Source organism: Planococcus ruber, assembly GCF_022819085.1.
Classification (GTDB): Bacteria; Bacillota; Bacilli; order Bacillales_A; family Planococcaceae; genus Planococcus; species Planococcus ruber.
The window spans coordinates 1,159,563-1,175,893 of the sequence record NZ_JALHAG010000001.1 but is presented as its reverse complement, the minus strand read 5'-3'; the positions used below and the strand labels follow the sequence as shown (position 1 = coordinate 1,175,893).

Genomic DNA, 16,331 nt, shown 5'->3' with positions numbered 1-16,331 from the left:
GTTCGAAAATTCTTTCATTCATTATGATAGCATTATTTCGGTTTCCGTAAAGCATCCTAATCGCATTCTTGCCCCTAATTCCCTATACTAAAAGAATACGGAATGTCTGAGGAGTGAAAGAAATGGAATTAGTTGAAGTAAAAAAATTGCAAGTCCACTTGGATGCCTTCGCTAATAGAGATGTCTATTTGCATCTGGAAACGACGAATGGCTCTTATGCGACTCATTTTAATGAAGGGTTTTTCAATGCCGGAGCTTTTATCCGCAATGTCGTCATTAACTACGAACTTGGCAAAGTGGTCGGCGACAGCCCGCACCGAGTCGGATTGAAGCTGCCGCATGGCTGGGTTTACGCCCAAGGCATTACGCACTATGAATTAGACGAGCACGGCCGATTATTGCTGGCTGGCCACGACGGATCAGGAAAATTGGCGGTAGCGCTTGAAATCAGCGAAACACCGTTCAGCTATTAAGGAGGCAGACGAAATGACAATTCCACAAGAACGCCACGTATTGGTGGTTTTCCCTCACCCGGATGATGAAGCCTTCGGCGTTTCCGGGACCATCTCGACCCATATTAAACGCGGCACCCCGGTTACTTATGCTTGCCTGACGCTTGGCGAAATGGGCCGCAATTTAGGCAATCCGCCTTTCGCTACCCGCGAATCGCTGCCGGAAATCCGCAAAAAAGAACTGCAGGCTTCGGCTGACGCGATGGGGTTGACCGATTTACGGATGATGGGGCTTCGGGACAAGACCGTTGAATTTGAAGACGACGAAAAAATGGTCGGCATGATGACCGACTTGATCAACGAACTGAATCCTTCATTGATCATCACGTTCTATCCGAACCTTTCTGTGCATCCGGACCATGAAGCGACGGCACGTGCGGTTGTGCGTGCCGTACGGCGGATGGAAGACCGTCCGAAACTCCATTGTGTCGCTTTTGCCAATAACACATTGGAAGTTCTCGGCGCTCCGGACGTCCTGCATGATGTATCAGCTGTCCGCGACCAAAAGATGGGCGCGATGAAAGCCCATATTTCGCAGACGGTATGGATGCTTGAAGAAATGGAAAACAAATTGGCGCAAGGCGATCAGGAAACTGAAAACTGGCTCACGAAAGAACGTTTCTATAATTACCGCTGGGACCAGGATTTCGAAGAAACGTTTTAACAAAAATACCCTTATTTTCTTTTTGAAAATAAGGGTATTTTTCTGTGCTGTTTTCAGATAATATAAACATTGATTATACAGCGGTTTCATTGGGGATATTGTTGTATAATTAGTATTAATGTTGTGTTTTCATGCACAGAGAAAAGGGGATTTATTTGTGAAAAAGTTTTCGGCTTCAACTTGGATTTTGTTCCTGCTTCCTTCCTTGTTGGGAATTTTGCTCTTCTTAGTGCCAATTCCAACAAAAGATGGAGACGAAACGGTCTGGATGGTCACCATTGCCGTGTTGGCAAACCTGATGGCTGGTGCCATTGAATCCGTTGTCCCTTGGATTATGATGGGGATTTTGATCATTGCAGCTGTTGGTTCAATAACAGCGATTGCAAAAAAAGTGAATGAGCATCACTCGGTATCATTTTTCGAAAAATTATTCAATGTAAATTTATTTTGGACAATTGTCCGCATTCTTGGTGCAGTTTTTGCTGTCATGGTCTTGTTCCAAATCGGACCTGAAGCTGTCTGGAGTGAAAATACCGGCGGAATGCTCTTATCCGGTGACGGACTTCTGTCTTTCTTATTTACGATTTTCCTCTTTGCCGGTTTGTTCTTGCCGCTCCTGATGAATTTTGGCCTTCTGGAATTCTTTGGAACCATGATGGTGAAAATTATGCGGCCTCTTTTCCGCCTTCCTGGCCGCTCTTCTATTGATGCATTGGCATCTTGGGTTGGAGATGGAACGATCGGGGTCTTACTGACAAATAATCAGTATATCCAAAACAAATATACGCAGCGTGAAGCAGCAATTATCGGAACGACTTTTTCCGTTGTTTCCATCACGTTCGCTATCGTTGTCATCCAGCAGGTCGGATTAGGCCAATATTTCTTGCCATATTACGGTACAGTTATTTTGGCAGGCATTGTTCTTGCGCTCATCATGCCGCGCATCTATCCGCTTGCCCAAAAGTCGACCAATTTCATGAATGGCGATCCGCAGGAATCTCAATCAGAAGAAGTTCCTGAAGGATACAGCGTTGCTTCTCACGGCGTTGAAAATGCCTTAACGAAAGCATCTGAAAACAAATCCATCAAAGAATTTTTCAAAGATGGGTTTAAAAACGTCTTGGATATGTGGATTGGCGTAGCACCGGTCGTTATGGCATTCGGTACTGTAGCGTTGATCTTAGCAGAGTATACACCTGTCTTCTCTGTACTCGGAACACCTTTCGTCCCTTACTTGAACTTGCTCGGCATTCCTGAAGCGGCTGAAGCGGCTCAACTGATGGTCGTCGGTTTTGCAGACATGTTCCTGCCTTCCCTTCTGGCTGAAGGCATTGAATCGGATATGACCCGTTTTGTCGTTGCGACGATGTCCGTGACTCAATTGATCTACATGTCTGAAGTCGGCGGTTTGCTCCTTGGATCGAAAATCCCGGTCAATATCTTCGACTTGGTCGTCATTTTCTTGCTTCGCACGATCATCGCATTGCCGATCGTTGCAGGAATTGCCCATCTATTGTTTTAGAATAAAGAAAATGCCCTTCGCAGCTGCGAAGGGCATTTTCTTTATTCGATTAAGCGTGCATGAATTTTTTTTTCAACTTTTCCAGCATGTCTGCCGTCATGGCATCCAGATCGTACTGGGCTTTAAAGCCCCACTCTTTTTGCGCAGCTGAGGCATCAATGCTGTCCGGCCAGCTGTCTGCAATCGCTTGGCGAACCGGGTCGACACGATAAGTCATGTTGAAATCCGGAATGTGCTTTTGGATCGAAGCGGCAATCTGCTCCGGCTCAAAACTCATGGCCGTCACATTGAAAGCATTGCGGTGCTCTAATCTCGAAGCGTCTGCTTCCATCAAATCGACGATTGCTTGAAGCGCATCCGGCATATACATCATGTCCATATACGTTCCTTTTGCAATAAACGATTCGTAGCTCTTCTGCTCGACTGCCTTATAATAGATGTCCACGGCATAGTCGGTCGTGCCGCCGCCTGGAGGAGCTACATAAGAAATCAATCCCGGGAAACGGACGCCGCGTGTATCAAGCCCGAACTTCTGGAAATAATAATCGCATAGAAGCTCTCCTGAAACTTTATTGACCCCGTACATCGTGGTCGGACGCTGCAATGTATCTTGCGGCGTATTTTTTTTCGGCGTTGATGGACCGAATGCACCGATGGAGCTTGGCGTGAAGAATTGCATATCCAATTCGCGCGCCGCTTCCAGCGCATTCACCAGGCCGCCCATATTCAAGTTCCAGGCAAGCAGCGGCTTTTCTTCAGCCGTCGCTGACAGCAAAGCCGCCATGTGCATGATGGTATCCGCCTCAAAGTCTTTTGCCAAATCGTGCATCTTTTGTCCGTCTGTGACATCCAATACGTTAAAAGGGCCGCTCTCATCATTCGTTGCGCGGATATCTGTCGCCAAAACATTGTCTGCTCCGTAAATTGTGCGCAGTTTTGTGGTCAACTCTGAACCAATCTGCCCAAGGGCTCCCGTGATCATTATTCGTTTCATTTTATGTGCTCCTCTCAAATAAAACATTTGTCCTCTGTATAAATACATTAAATTCAATATAAACATTGATTAATTAAGCTTTTCTATCTAGCCATTATAATTTGTTCTCTTTAAAAATACAATGAATTTCACTGGATTTGTGCCGAAATAGGCTAAACAGTTCACTTGTATCTCTTGATTGGCCGATGCTATAATGAGAAAGTTGTTCCAGCCTATTTAAGGCCTGAGCAGAACTTATTAATCGCTTTTTTTTAAGTTTTAAACCAAGTATTCCACTGTGTTTTATTGCGTTAGTTTCCCTCTTCTGGAAGAGGGGTATATTATGCGAAACAGACGGGAATGCCTTTTGTGTGGAATTTGGAAAGGCCGTTAATAAACAGATAAGAATGGAGGCATTTATTTCATGAAAAAATTTAGTTTTGCACTACTATTATTGATTGCCGCACTTGTATTGGCAGCTTGCGGCGGGGGCTCTCCAGAAGAAGACCCGACGACAGACGATGCAGCAGGCTCTGGCGGTTCGAGCAGCTCAGAAGGCGATTTGCTGGCTGAAGTCCAAGAAGAAGGCAAATTGATCGTTGGGACGGAAGGCACATACCCTCCTTTCACGTTCCATGACGACTCCGGCGAATTGACCGGATTTGATGTTGAAATTGCACGCGAAGTCGGAAAGCGCTTAGGCGTTGAAGTCGAATTCCTGGAAACTCAATGGGATGCAATTTTTGCAGGACTTGATGCAAGCCGCTTCGATATGGTAGCGAACCAAGTCGGCATTAACGAAGAGCGCCTGGCAAGCTACGATTTCTCAGATCCTTACATCACTTCTACTGCTGTATTGGTTGTTGCGAAAGGCAATGGCGAAATCAAAAGCTTTGAGGATTTGGAAGGAAAACTTTCCGCTCAATCTTTGACAAGCAACTACGCAGAAACTGCACGTTCTTACGGAGCAGAAATTGAAGGCGTTGAAGGATTCAACCAAGCGATCGAACTATTGAATTCGGGCCGCGTCGAAGCGACGGTAAACGATAATTTGACTGTACTTGATTTCCTGAAACAACGTCCGGATGCGAACATCGAAATTGTCGATGAAGCAGACGATGCAGCGAAAAGTGCCTTATTGTTCCGCAAAGACAGCGGTGCAATTGTAGAAGAAGCAAATAAAGCCCTTGCCGAAATGATTGAAGACGGCACGTATGATGAAATTTCCGAAAGATGGTTCGGCGAAAATGTACTTGAATAGTATTTTTTCTGATCCTGTCCGTATGGAGCGGCTAGTCGACATCTCCCAGACGTCCTGGCTGCCCCTTTTGGAAGGGCTGATCCAGTTTACTGTCCCTTTGTCGATTATTTCTTTTATCATCGGTCTGATATTAGCAGTTTTGACAGCGTTGGCACGTATTTCTACGATCAAAATTCTGCAAGTGATTGCCCGGATCTACGTATCCATCATCCGCGGCACTCCTTTGCTCGTTCAATTATTCATCTTATTCTATGGCCTCCCGTCGCTCGGGGTAACGATTGATCCGTTCCCGGCTGCGGTCATCGGCTTTTCCTTGAATGTCGGCGCATACGCATCCGAAGTCATCCGCGCATCCATCCTTTCGATTCCGAAAGGCCAATGGGAAGCTGCCGATACAATCGGCATGACGTATGTCCAGTCGCTTCGCCGCATTATTTTGCCGCAAGCGGCCCGCGTTTCGGTTCCGCCGCTATCCAATACGTTCATTAGTCTCGTGAAAGATACTTCGCTGGCATCACTCATTCTCGTAACGGAAATGTTCCGCATTGCCCAGCAAATCGCTGCGACCAACTATGAATTCCTATTACTATACGGCCAAGCCGCCCTGATCTATTGGGTCGTCTGTTTCCTTCTATCTGTCGGACAAGGCCGTCTGGAAAACCGGTTTGACCGCTACGTTTCACGATGATGAATGGTTATGGAGCGAATAATAAAGCACTGGTTGCAGTGAGGAGCGAACTATGATTAGGATAAAGAATTTGCATAAGAAGTTCGGCGACTTGGAAGTCTTAAAAGGCATCGACTTGGAAGTGAAAAAAGGCCAGGCCGTTGTGGTCATCGGACCTTCCGGATCCGGTAAAACGACTTTCCTGCGCTGTTTGAATATTTTAGAAACCCCTTCTGCCGGCGTTATTTCCATCGATGAACAATCGGTCGATTTTGCAAAGCCGGTTCCGAAGAAAAAAGTGAACGCTTTCCGGAAACAATCTGCGATGGTGTTCCAGCACTATAATCTATTCCCTCATATGACGGCGCTTGAAAACGTCATGGAAGGCCCTGTAACGGTACAAGGGCAGGACAAAGCCGCTGCCCGCAAAAAAGCGGAGCAATTGCTTGCGAAAGTCGGCCTCGGGGATAAAGTGAACGAATACCCGTTTCAGTTATCCGGCGGACAGCAGCAGCGTGTCGGCATCGCCCGCGCGCTTGCACTTGAACCAAAAGTGATGCTGTTTGATGAACCGACTTCAGCGCTGGATCCTGAACTTGTGGGCGAAGTGCTGCAAGTTATGAAAGATTTAGCGTCAGAAGGCATGACGATGGTCGTGGTCACCCACGAAATGCGCTTTGCCAAAGGCGTGGCTGATGAAGTCCTCTTCATGGACGGCGGGCACATCATTGAACGCGGCAAACCTGAGGATATTTTCGGACATCCAAAAGAAGCCCGTACCCAGCAATTCCTGAACTTGATTCAAAAAACAGATGTTATTTAAACCCGCAGCCGTTATTGGCAGCGGGTTTCTTTTTGTATTATTATTCTATTTTCTTGTTTTTTATTCTATCTAACGGTTTTATTGTATACTGAAACTATCAGCTTTGAAGGAGAGTCGAAAGAATGAAACCATTGATAGAGGAAAAGATTGAGTCACTTTATGCAGAAATGGTGGAAACACGCCGCTATCTGCACATGCATCCAGAGCTTTCCCACCAGGAAGTCCATACGCCGGAATTTATCGCACAGCAATTAGAAAATATAGGGATTGAAGTTCGCCGGAACGTTGGCGGCCGCGGTGTAGTCGGTACCATCCATGGACGCCTGCCCGGCAAAACGATCGCTTTTCGTGCTGATTTCGATGCGTTGCCGATCACTGACCAAAAAGAAGTCGCTTATAAATCGACTGTGCCTGGCGTGATGCACGCCTGCGGCCATGACGGCCATACAGCAGCTTTGCTCGCTTTTGCGAAAGCGATGGTTTCAATCAAAGACCAATTGCCTGGCACAATTGTGCTGATCCATCAATTCGGTGAAGAAGTGGCGCCGGGCGGAGCGCAATCAATGATTGCAGACGGCTGCCTGGACGGCGTCGATGCGATTTACGGCGCCCATCTTCAAAGCAAGATGGAAAGCGGCAACGTTTTCGTGCGCGATGGCTTTTTGCAGGCTTCTGAAGATACCTTAAAAATCGTTGTTCGCGGCTATGGAACCCACGGTGCAGAACCGCATACCGGTGTAGACCCGATTCTTGCAGCCAGCCACATTATGATTGCTCTGCAATCGATCGTCAGCCGGAATGCCGATCCGCTGAAAGAATTGGTGGTGTCGATCGGAAAATTCCATGCAGGCGATGCCGATAACGCCATTCCAAGCGAAGCGGTGCTTGAAGGGACAATTCGTGTATTCGATCCCGAACTGCGGAAGTTGGCAACCGAGCGGGTCCAAGCGATTGCTGAAAATGTGGCGCGGGCAATGGGTGCCGAAGCGGAAGTGACGATTGAAGCCGGCTATATTTCCTTATGGAATCATCCGGAGGCGGTTGAAGTGGTACGCCGAGCTGCTACCCAAGCCATTGGCGAAGAACGGGTGGTCGAAACGGAACCCATCATGCCAGTGGAAGATTTCGCTTATTTCACGCAAGAACGTCCAGGTGCTTACTTTTTCGTCGGAGCGAAAATGGCCGATGAACGTTTAAGCTACCCGCATCATCATGAAAAATTCGATTTCGATGAGCGTGCGATGCTTGTTGCGGCAAAAATGTTTGCGGCCCTTTATTTTGAGGAGCAAAATATGAGGACGGAAAGTATTTCTTGATTCAAAGGGAGTAAATGGCTTGCTTGGGAAAGTATTTCGCTTGGCACGGAAAGTATTTGAGCCTTCAAGGAAAGTAAATCCTTAATCTGGAAAATAAAACACGCCCAGCTGCTATTGGCTGAGCGTGTTTTTGTGTGTTATTGGATAACGCCAAGTTCTTTTCCGACGCGCGCGTATACTTCGATCGCTTCGTCGAGCATTTCTTTTGTATGGGCCGCTGTCGGCATGTTGCGGACGCGTCCTGTGCCTTTAGGAACCGTTGGGAAGACGATAGATTTCGCATAGACGCCTTCTTCAAACAAGCGCTTCGAGAACTGTTGTGTAAGCTTCTCGTCGCCGATGATGCAAGGTGTGATCGGCGTTTCCGAATCTCCGATATTGAAGCCAAGCTCTTTCAAGCCTTTTTTCAAGTAATCGCCGTTGTCCCATAGTTTGTCGTGCAGTTCGGTCGAATCGATGATCATCTGCAAGGCCGAAATGATCGCCGCTACGTCCCCCGGTGTTACCGCGGTCGAGAACAAGAACGGGCGTGAACGGACTCTCAGCCAGTCGATCAGGTTTTTCTTGCCGGCTACATAGCCGCCGACTACGCCGACTGCTTTAGACAAGGTGCCCATTTGCATGTCGATCTCTTTTTCAAGGCCGAAATGCTTCACGGTCCCTTTCCCTTTGCCGGTAACGCCCGAACCGTGCGCATCGTCAACGTATGTAATCAAATCAAATTCTTTTGCGATTTCCACAATCTCTGGAAGCTTCGCGATATCGCCGTCCATGGAGAATACGCCGTCTGTAATGACCATGACTTTATTGTACAAACCGGATTCTGTCGCTTCTTTCGCTTTCGCGCGAAGGTCTTCCATATCCGAATGTTTGAAGGCGATGATTTTCGCTTTTGACAAGCGGCAGCCGTCAATGATGGACGCGTGGTTCAGCTGATCGGAAAGAATGGCATCATTCTTGTCCATCACTGCAGAAATCGCTGCCATGTTGCAGTTGAATCCGGATTGGTAGGAAATGGCCGCTTCTGTTCCCTTGAACTCCGCAAGCTTTTCTTCCAATTTCACATGGATGTCCAACGTTCCGTTGATTGTACGGACTGCACCAGCACCGACGCCGTATTTATCGATCGCGTCTTTTGCCACTTGCTTCAAATCTTCGTTTGTCGCAAGCCCCAAGTAGTTGTTTGAAGATAAGTTAATCAAATCTTTGCCGCGGACTTTGATGATTGCCCCGTTCGGCCCTTCCACTGGATCGATTTCATTATATAAGCCCTGCTCTTTTAATTCGCCAAGGTTTTGATCTAAAAATGCATCTAGTTTTTTTGACAATGTCCTCTTCCTTTCGCAAACGTTTTCACTTTCCATCTTACCATAACGGCAATCTTCTCCAAACTGAAAAGAAAACCGGCCAAAAGAAAAAGCGGACCGAGGTCCGCTTCCCGCTTATTTATTGCCATTGCCTTTTCCGTTGTTATTGCCCTTGCCTTTGTTCTTGTTGTCTTTTTTATCTTTTCCTTTTTGGTCTTTATACAGGACTTCGTAGCTGAATTCCTGCGCTTCTTTTTGGCCTTCTGCTGCTGCATAAGACGTAATCATTTTCACATTGCCTTCACGAAGCACTTGCTTCAGATCCAATGCCTGCTGGTTTGTCACGTTGTAAGGATTCACGTGGAATACGCGCTCTTTGCCGTTTTTCTTCGTTTGGATGAACGTCGTTGTGAAATTCACGTAGTCGCCTTTCAACTGTCCCAGCGACTGGAATGCGTCTGTTGAAGAACCGTCATTCGAGAAATTGCCAAGTTTCACATCTTTGATGTACCAGCCCGGGTTGTTTGAGCCCCAGTCTGTCAAATTGCGGAATGAAACCAATACGTCTTTGCCGGCATAAGCGGACAAGTCAAATGTTTCTGTCGCCCAATCGCCGTTCGTTCCTGTGAATCCTGGAACATTTTCTTTAATAGTCGGGTAGCCTTCTTCCACAACATCGCTGCGTGTATTTTGGTTTTCAAGCGATTTCCATGTTTCGCCGTTATCTGTTGAAACTTGGACCATGCCGAAGTCCCATTGTTCTTCAATATCGTAGTAGTGGTCAAATGTTAATGTCGGATTTGCCGTCGGAACCGTTGCACCAAAAATCAATGCCTGGTCTGCCTCGTCTCCGTTATTCGGATGCAGCACTTGTTTGCCGGACCCTTTAGGATCCGCAACTGTGCTCCATTGCAGCGGCAGGAAGTCGACGCCGTCAAATTTCAAGCCGCGTACATCTTTGCCGAAGTTAAATTCTTTAAAGTCGCCGCCCCATGCCGGAACGCCTTCTTTTTCATACGTTTTTGCGCTTTCAAAGTCGATTGTTTTGCCGCGCACTTTTCCATCCGTGCCAACTGGCAGGTTGCGGAGGTCAATGCTGTCGATGTTGTAGTCACTGTCGACTGCTGAGCTATCAAGCGTCAATGCCGTCATGAAATCCTGGTAGACTTCCAGGAAAGTTTTATTCGTGCCGTAGTCTTTCAGCACTTGGTCTACACTGGACATGCCCTGTTTTTCGCCGTTGACTGCCAATTCACGGATGAATTCCTGGCCAAATTTGTCATACATATAAAGGGTGAATAAATACACTTGTCCGTAATCCGCAATGGTTTCCGGACCGGTTTCAGCTGTACCGTGTTCGTCCCAGCTCACGAGTGAGTTTTCCGGGTGGTCCAAGTAGAAGTTGATCGATCCTGCATCGTGGCCATAACCGCCAAGATACTCAGAGAAAGTAGACATCCCTTCGTTTAACCACGTTTCCTCTGATGGGTCGTTGTCCGCATGGATCAAATGCTGCAATTCGTGGATTGTCGTTCCGAAGAACGTCGTCTCAAGACGCGTTTCCCATGAGTTCGTATCGATGGTAATGATGTTGCGGTCTGTATAGTTTTCAAGCGTCTGCCAGAAGAAGCCGGCTACAAAGAATGGGTACGACGGGTTGTTCCAGCCTTCATCCTTTACGTTGTCGACAAGCATGATGACTTTGTCCGATCCTTCGTAATAATCATCCGGCAATCCGACCATTCCTGGAACCGTCGCATTTGAACCGTCGAGCTGATCCGGCATTCCGAAGAATCCAGTCGCTTTCGGATAAATATTGCTGTCGAATTCATCTTTCAATTTATCAACTTGCGCCTGCGTTACCACATCAGCGGGTTTCGGGTTGTCCGGACCGTAAGCCAGGTCATTGGCTACCCAGATTTCCACATTTTCGCCGACACTGCGCAAAGTAAAGTCTTTAAACGACAAGTTGCGGTCAAGGAATTTCTTCGTTCCTCCATCATATGTAAATGGCCCATCAGCTGTTGCTTTAGCGCCGGCAGCTGCTACTTCACCCGCCTGTGCTTTGATTTTTTTGTCCGCTTGCTTCATGAATGCTTCGTCTTGCGCCATCTCATTCAACGTCTGGTCGATGTCGACACGGTCTCCGTAGCGCTCGCTGTTCCATTCCGCTTTTGTCGTTGATGTTGTTGCCGCTTCTGTTGGTGCAGCTGCTGCCGGCACCATTAGCGACAATGCCAGAGCACTTGCTGAAAGAATGGAAACCCATTTGCTTTTAACCATGTTCTTTTTACCCCTCTCGAATTGTCAGAATTTTATAGCTGAATAAAATAATAGCATGCAGACTATTCAGACGAATGAGGTAAATGGTTTATTTCGGATTTCGGAATTTTAGATATTTTTTTCTATGTTTTTTTCGTCATTTTTAAAAATTCTTCCGTTTCGGGATTTTCCTAGTTCTTTAGAAATAAAAAAAACCGCCATACGGCGGTTTTTTATCATCATTTAGTTCAATGCATTTTCAAGATCTTCGATCAAGTCTTCCACGTCTTCAATTCCTACTGAAATCCGCACAAGACCTTCTAGAATGCCAAGCTCTCCGCGGCGTTCAACTGGAATCGAAGCATGCGTCATTTGCGCAGGAACCGAAATCAAACTTTCAACGGCGCCTAAACTTTCAGCAAGTGTAAAGTAACGCAATTTCGCCAATAATTCATCAGCTTTTTCTTTGCTTCCGACATCAAATGAAATCATGGCACCAAAACCGGTTGCCTGTTTTTTCATCAATTCATGTCCGGTGTGATTCGGCAATCCCGGGTAGATGACAGCGTTGACCGCTTCGTGCTGGTCCAGGAATTCAGCGATTTTTTGAGCGTTCGATACCGCTTCTTCCATGCGGATTCCCAACGTCTTCAACCCACGCATCAACAGCCAAGAATCTTGCGGCCCAAGGATGGCGCCGACGGAATTTTGGACGAAATGCAAGTCAGTCGCTAATTGCTCCGAGTTGACGACGACAAGTCCCGCCACGACGTCACTGTGTCCGCCGATGTATTTTGTCGCACTATGCAAGACAATATCTGCGCCCAATTTCAATGGGTTCTGCAAATAAGGCGTCATGAATGTATTGTCGACAATTGTTAAGAGGTTCTTCGATTTTGCATAAGCCGAAACCGCTTCGATATCCGTTACTTTCAATAAAGGGTTCGTCGGTGTTTCGATGAAAATCGCTTTCGTATTTTCTTTAACAGCAGCTTCAATCGCTTCTAAATCGCCTGTATCTACGAAAGTAAATTCAAGGCCGAAGCGGTTCAAGACTTTATTGACGACGCGGTATGTTCCGCCGTATACATCATCCGTCAAGATGATGTGGTCGCCAGCTGAAAAGAGCATCATCACAGAAGAAATCGCTGCCATCCCGGAGCCGAATGCAAACCCGGCATGTCCGTATTCCACGTCTGCAATCAATTCTTCGAGTGCATGGCGCGTCGGATTTCCTGTACGGGAATATTCATAGCCTTTGAATTTCCCAACAGCTTCCTGTTTGTATGTGCTTACTTGGTAAATCGGTGTAGAAACGGCACCTGTTGCTTCATCTCCAAAAATGCCGCCATGGATTAATCTTGTTTTCGGTTTCATGAATGATCCTCCTCAAATGTTCTTCCGTAAATATTCTGGCTCATATAACGTTCGCTTGAATCCGCAAAAATCGTGACAATGTGGCTTCCCGGTTTTGCTGTCTCCGCTTCTCTCATCGCAGCAACAAAGGCTGCACCTGAAGAGCTTCCGACCAATAAACCTTCTTTTCTCGCCAATTCGCCGACAGCGGCAAATGCTTCTTTATCCAGGATGGTGTGGATAGACTCGAAATGGGACGCGTCCATATAGGCAGGCAAAAACTCCATGCCGATGCCTTCCGTTAAATGGGGGCCGGATTCCCCGCCATTGATGATGGAGCCTTCCGGTTCCACAATTACCGTCTTGATGGTTTCCCGTTTTAACTTTAAAAATCGTGAGGTCCCGGCAAAGGTCCCGCCGGATCCAGCACCTGCGACAAATACGTCGATTTTGCCGTCCAGCGCTTCCCACAATTCAGGGCCGAGTGTCCGGACATACGTTTCCGGATTTGCCGGGTTCGAAAATTGGGAGGGAGAGAACGCATCCAGCTCTTTCGCTAATTCATTTGCTTTTGCAATTGCGCCTTTCATCCCGAGTTCCGTTGGCGTATTGATCACTTCAGCTCCAAGTGCACGCATCAACGCCTGCTTTTCTTGGCTGAATTTCTCAGGTACAACGAATTTCACTTGATAGCCTTTGCCGATCGCAGCAATTGCTAAGCCGATGCCTGTATTGCCGGCTGTCGGTTCGATCATTGTTCCGCCGGGCTTCAAAACGCCCCGCTGCTCTGCGTCTTCTATCAATGAAACGCCCAGGCGGTCTTTTACGCTGCCGCCCGGGTTAAAGAATTCGAGTTTGGCAAAAATCCGGCAGCCATTCGGAATGTCGATATTCGTCAATTCCAGTACCGGGGTGTTTCCGATCAATTGCTGGATGCTCGTTGCAACGTTCATGCCCATTCCCCTTAAACAGTTTCTTCGGCGAACACTTGGCGCCATTCGTCTTTTTTAGCCAGCATTTCACGCGCTAATTCTTTCGCACCTTCCAAGCTATGGCTAGCAGCCCATCCGCATTGGACTTCGTTGCACGCAGGCACTTCGTCAGCTGCAATCACGTCCGTCAACGTGTTTTCCAAAATGCGCAGAATGTCTTCGTAATCATCGTGGTTGATGACTGACAGGTAAAAGCCGGTCTGGCAGCCCATTGGCCCGATGTCGATGATTTGGTCTGAGTGGTTGCGGCTATGTTCTGCCATCATGTGCTCAAGCGAATGGAGGCCTGGCATATCCATGTGCTCTTTGTTCGGCTGTTTGAAACGGATATCGTATTTTTTGATGGTATCGCCATTTGCCCCTGTTTTTTCGCCAGCTAAGCGTACATAAGGCGCTACTACTTTTGTATGGTCTAAGTTAAAGCTTTCAACGTTCATTTTTTTCAAGTGAATCGTCTCCTTTTCTTTTTTGTCCAGTCTCCAACGGCCAACTCCTCGGGTCATAAGCCATCCCACCTATGCGGCAGAATACGCCGCTTCGGTGGTCCGTCTTATGCCTTTCGGAGCTTAACGGCCGTTTCCGCTTTTCTTTTTGTCCAGTCTCCAACGGCCAACTCCTCGGGTCATAAGCCATCCCACCTATGCGGCAGAATACGCCGCTTCGGTGGTCCGTCTTATGCCTTTCGGAGCTTAACGGCCGTTTCCGCTTTTCTTTGTCGCATCAATCAACCAGACGTAATTATTGAGCTGCGTAAATTCAACTTCAAATCCTGCTGCTTCGATCAATTCTTTCATCACCGGCAACGTCGTGTAATATTCGCGATTTAAATCTTCTACTAGATTAGCATACCCACGCGACTCTTCAAATTCAATCATTTGCTGTTTTGCTTCCTCCGATTTAAAAACGGTGTCTGCAAATACTACTTTTCCGCCTGCCGGAAGCTTTTCAGCATAAAGCTTAAATGCCTCCGCTTTCTCCGCATCGGTCAAGTGGTGGAATGCATACGTACTCGTGAAGCTTTTCACTTCGACCGGCTGTTCAAACTCTAAAAAATCGCCGTCGATGATTTTCAGTGATGGGAATTTCGCTGCTGTCGCTTCGCGCATTGCCTGGTTCGGCTCAATGCCCACCACTTCAAGTCCGCGATCCACCATCTTTTGCGTCAAATTGCCCGTGCCGACCCCAAACTCGATAACCGGGCCGATTGCCTGGTCTGCGACTGCTTGCAGAATCTCATTATATTTAACGAAGACATCTTCGTATTCTTTGTCTTTTCCATTTACAGAATCATCATACGTGTGAACCCATTCATCAAAAATTTCTACGAACTCTCGTCCCATTTTTAATTCTCCTTTAGTCGGTTTTTCTATAAAACCAATAGACTTACTAGGTTTTATTTATACCATAAAAAGAGCCCGGATTCAACTCTCTGAACCGGGCGCTAGATCTTCAAAACGGGCGGAACATCGCTTTTTCTCCCAATGATTTTCGTAAGCATTTTTTCGAATAAAGGCAAGGCGGCTTGAACGATTTTGCCGGTTAACAGGGCCACAGCAATTGTCCCGATTCCCACCGGACCGCCGAGCAGCCAGCCCGCCACTGCGGCAAATACTTCGATGATGGTCTTTGCCCAGCTGATGCTGATGCCCGTTTTTTCGTTGATGACGAGCATGAGCCCATCACGCGGCCCCGCACCGATTTTTGGCGCTACATAAATTCCGACGCCGTAGCCGGAGATGATGATTCCGGCAATCAAGATCAGCACTTGGCCAGTCCACGTCGCAATATCCGGAATCAGGAAATTGAAAATATCGATAAAAACGCCCACCAGCAGCATGTTTAAGAACGCGCCGATTTGCGGCAGCTTTTTCGTGAAAAGCATCGTGAACAAAATAATAGCTAGCCCCATGATGACGACCCAGCTGCCAATCGTCAAACCGAAGTTCAGGTGCAGCCCTACGTGCAGCACGTCCCATGGGCTGATGCCCAGTTTGTCCGCTTTTAGGACCAGCGTAAAACCGAAAGACATGATGATCAAGCCGACAATGAAAAACAGCCAGCGGTAAAAAAGCGAACGCCTCATTTTTATCCTTCTTTCTGTTATGTATTATGAAAAATCCATCCACTCAAGTGAATGGACGGATTTTTCAATCAGCCGTAGTGGTAATTGCGGCGAATTTGGCGTTTGTCGCTTTCGCCAGCTCAGTCGGCTGAAGCTTTAGCTGCATGCCGATTTTTCCAGCCGATACGATCATTTTATCCCGATGTTCGGCAGATGCTGAAATAAAAGTGGGAAACAATTTTTTCATGCCGAGCGGCGAGCAGCCTCCGCGGATGTAGCCGGTCAAGCTTTGGAGATCTTTGACCGCAATCATTTCAATCCTTTTCTCGCCTGCCGCTTTGGCCGCCGCTTTTAAATCCAGCTCCTCGTCCACGGGAATGATGAATACGTAATGCTGTTTGGAGCTGCCGACGGTCACCAAGGTTTTATGGACCAATTCTGCATCCTGGCCAATCTTGGCAGCAACGGAGACGCCGTCGTTTAACCCATCGCCGGGTTCATATTGAAGAATGTCATAGGAAATGTTTTCTTTATCCAATATTCGGGCTGCATTGGTTTTTGCAATTTTCTTCGCCACTCGCACCATCTCTGCCTTTCCCTGTCCATTTTCAACA

General features: G+C 47.3%; 16 protein-coding genes. 7 read left to right on the top strand and 9 right to left on the bottom strand.

From position 1 onward, the window contains the following. Positions 1-122: 122 nt before the first annotated feature. From MTR82_RS05980 to MTR82_RS05970, 3 genes are all read left to right on the top strand, one after another. Entirely contained in the window at positions 123-473 is a 351-nt protein-coding gene (locus tag MTR82_RS05980; RefSeq protein ID WP_052650626.1) for a YojF family protein, read from the top strand. A gap of 13 nt (positions 474-486) precedes the next feature. Continuing rightward, positions 487-1,176: a bacillithiol biosynthesis deacetylase BshB2 gene (bshB2, locus tag MTR82_RS05975; RefSeq protein WP_052650625.1), complete on the top strand. Its 690-nt coding sequence runs from the start codon at positions 487-489 to the stop codon at positions 1,174-1,176. Positions 1,177-1,333: 157 nt separating this feature from the next. Then, positions 1,334-2,698 carry a YjiH family protein gene (locus MTR82_RS05970; protein ID WP_246808271.1) on the top strand — a complete coding sequence of 455 codons (1,365 nt, stop codon included), beginning with the start codon at positions 1,334-1,336 and terminating at the stop codon, positions 2,696-2,698. A 49-nt stretch (positions 2,699-2,747) separates the two neighbouring features. Here MTR82_RS05970 and MTR82_RS05965 read toward each other — a convergent pair whose 3' ends face one another. Then, positions 2,748-3,692 (bottom strand): L-threonine 3-dehydrogenase, encoded by a 945-nt coding sequence (locus MTR82_RS05965; RefSeq protein ID WP_246808270.1) that lies wholly within the window; start codon positions 3,690-3,692, stop codon positions 2,748-2,750. Between the two features lie 403 nt (positions 3,693-4,095). On the opposite strand from MTR82_RS05965, the gene MTR82_RS05960 reads away from it, so the two are divergent. From MTR82_RS05960 to MTR82_RS05945, 4 genes are all read left to right on the top strand, one after another. After that, on the top strand, positions 4,096-4,932 hold the full coding sequence (locus MTR82_RS05960) for an amino acid ABC transporter substrate-binding protein (RefSeq protein WP_246808268.1): 837 nt from the start codon (positions 4,096-4,098) through the stop codon (positions 4,930-4,932). Next, positions 4,919-5,620, top strand: a complete 702-nt coding sequence (locus MTR82_RS05955; protein WP_246808565.1) for an amino acid ABC transporter permease — start codon at positions 4,919-4,921, stop codon at positions 5,618-5,620. Before MTR82_RS05960 ends, MTR82_RS05955 begins: the two co-directional genes overlap by 14 nt. Positions 5,621-5,672: 52 nt before the next feature. Then, positions 5,673-6,422 (top strand): amino acid ABC transporter ATP-binding protein, encoded by a 750-nt coding sequence (locus MTR82_RS05950; RefSeq protein ID WP_246808267.1) that lies wholly within the window; start codon positions 5,673-5,675, stop codon positions 6,420-6,422. Positions 6,423-6,544: 122 nt separating this feature from the next. Further along, complete coding sequence (locus tag MTR82_RS05945; RefSeq protein ID WP_246808266.1) at positions 6,545-7,738, top strand: M20 metallopeptidase family protein; 1,194 nt, start codon at positions 6,545-6,547, stop codon at positions 7,736-7,738. Between the two features lie 137 nt (positions 7,739-7,875). On the opposite strand, the gene MTR82_RS05940 is transcribed toward MTR82_RS05945, so the two are convergent. From MTR82_RS05940 to ybaK, 8 genes are all read right to left on the bottom strand, one after another. Continuing rightward, entirely contained in the window at positions 7,876-9,066 is a 1,191-nt protein-coding gene (locus MTR82_RS05940) for a glycine C-acetyltransferase (protein ID WP_052650619.1), read from the bottom strand. A gap of 114 nt (positions 9,067-9,180) precedes the next feature. After that, positions 9,181-11,328, bottom strand: coding sequence for an immune inhibitor A domain-containing protein (locus MTR82_RS05935; RefSeq protein ID WP_246808265.1), 2,148 nt, complete (start codon positions 11,326-11,328; stop codon positions 9,181-9,183). Between the two features lie 222 nt (positions 11,329-11,550). Beyond that, entirely contained in the window at positions 11,551-12,684 is a 1,134-nt protein-coding gene (locus tag MTR82_RS05930; protein WP_246808264.1) for a bifunctional cystathionine gamma-lyase/homocysteine desulfhydrase, read from the bottom strand. Further along, on the bottom strand, positions 12,681-13,616 hold the full coding sequence (locus tag MTR82_RS05925) for a PLP-dependent cysteine synthase family protein (RefSeq protein WP_052650616.1): 936 nt from the start codon (positions 13,614-13,616) through the stop codon (positions 12,681-12,683). The genes MTR82_RS05930 and MTR82_RS05925 overlap by 4 nt, the downstream gene beginning before the upstream one ends. Before the next feature lie 11 nt (positions 13,617-13,627). Next, positions 13,628-14,158, bottom strand: a complete 531-nt coding sequence (locus tag MTR82_RS05920; RefSeq protein WP_246808263.1) for an S-ribosylhomocysteine lyase — start codon at positions 14,156-14,158, stop codon at positions 13,628-13,630. Between the two features lie 186 nt (positions 14,159-14,344). After that, on the bottom strand, positions 14,345-14,995 hold the full coding sequence (locus tag MTR82_RS05915; protein WP_246808262.1) for a class I SAM-dependent DNA methyltransferase: 651 nt from the start codon (positions 14,993-14,995) through the stop codon (positions 14,345-14,347). A gap of 101 nt (positions 14,996-15,096) precedes the next feature. Next, on the bottom strand, positions 15,097-15,738 hold the full coding sequence (locus tag MTR82_RS05910; RefSeq protein WP_052650613.1) for a YczE/YyaS/YitT family protein: 642 nt from the start codon (positions 15,736-15,738) through the stop codon (positions 15,097-15,099). A gap of 64 nt (positions 15,739-15,802) precedes the next feature. After that, a complete protein-coding gene (ybaK, locus tag MTR82_RS05905; protein ID WP_246808261.1) occupies positions 15,803-16,303 on the bottom strand; it encodes a Cys-tRNA(Pro) deacylase in 501 nt (166 codons plus the stop codon). Positions 16,304-16,331 lie beyond the last annotated feature (28 nt).

Bases quoted from the DNA above. Each gene is read 5' to 3' on its own strand.
- MTR82_RS05980 (WP_052650626.1), top strand. From the start codon at position 123: ATGGAATTAGTTGAAGTAAAAAAATTGCAAGTCCACTTGGATGCCTTC.
- bshB2 (WP_052650625.1), top strand. From the start codon at position 487: ATGACAATTCCACAAGAACGCCACGTATTGGTGGTTTTCCCTCACCCG.
- MTR82_RS05965 (WP_246808270.1), bottom strand. From the start codon at position 3,692: ATGAAACGAATAATGATCACGGGAGCCCTTGGGCAGATTGGTTCAGAG.
- MTR82_RS05960 (WP_246808268.1), top strand. From the start codon at position 4,096: ATGAAAAAATTTAGTTTTGCACTACTATTATTGATTGCCGCACTTGTA.
- MTR82_RS05955 (WP_246808565.1), top strand. From the start codon at position 4,919: ATGTACTTGAATAGTATTTTTTCTGATCCTGTCCGTATGGAGCGGCTA.
- MTR82_RS05950 (WP_246808267.1), top strand. From the start codon at position 5,673: ATGATTAGGATAAAGAATTTGCATAAGAAGTTCGGCGACTTGGAAGTC.
- MTR82_RS05945 (WP_246808266.1), top strand. From the start codon at position 6,545: ATGAAACCATTGATAGAGGAAAAGATTGAGTCACTTTATGCAGAAATG.
- MTR82_RS05935 (WP_246808265.1), bottom strand. From the start codon at position 11,328: ATGGTTAAAAGCAAATGGGTTTCCATTCTTTCAGCAAGTGCTCTGGCA.
- MTR82_RS05930 (WP_246808264.1), bottom strand. From the start codon at position 12,684: ATGAAACCGAAAACAAGATTAATCCATGGCGGCATTTTTGGAGATGAA.
- MTR82_RS05925 (WP_052650616.1), bottom strand. From the start codon at position 13,616: ATGAACGTTGCAACGAGCATCCAGCAATTGATCGGAAACACCCCGGTA.
- MTR82_RS05920 (WP_246808263.1), bottom strand. From the start codon at position 14,158: ATGACCCGAGGAGTTGGCCGTTGGAGACTGGACAAAAAAGAAAAGGAG.
- MTR82_RS05915 (WP_246808262.1), bottom strand. From the start codon at position 14,995: ATGGGACGAGAGTTCGTAGAAATTTTTGATGAATGGGTTCACACGTAT.
- MTR82_RS05910 (WP_052650613.1), bottom strand. From the start codon at position 15,738: ATGAGGCGTTCGCTTTTTTACCGCTGGCTGTTTTTCATTGTCGGCTTG.
- ybaK (WP_246808261.1), bottom strand. From the start codon at position 16,303: ATGGTGCGAGTGGCGAAGAAAATTGCAAAAACCAATGCAGCCCGAATA.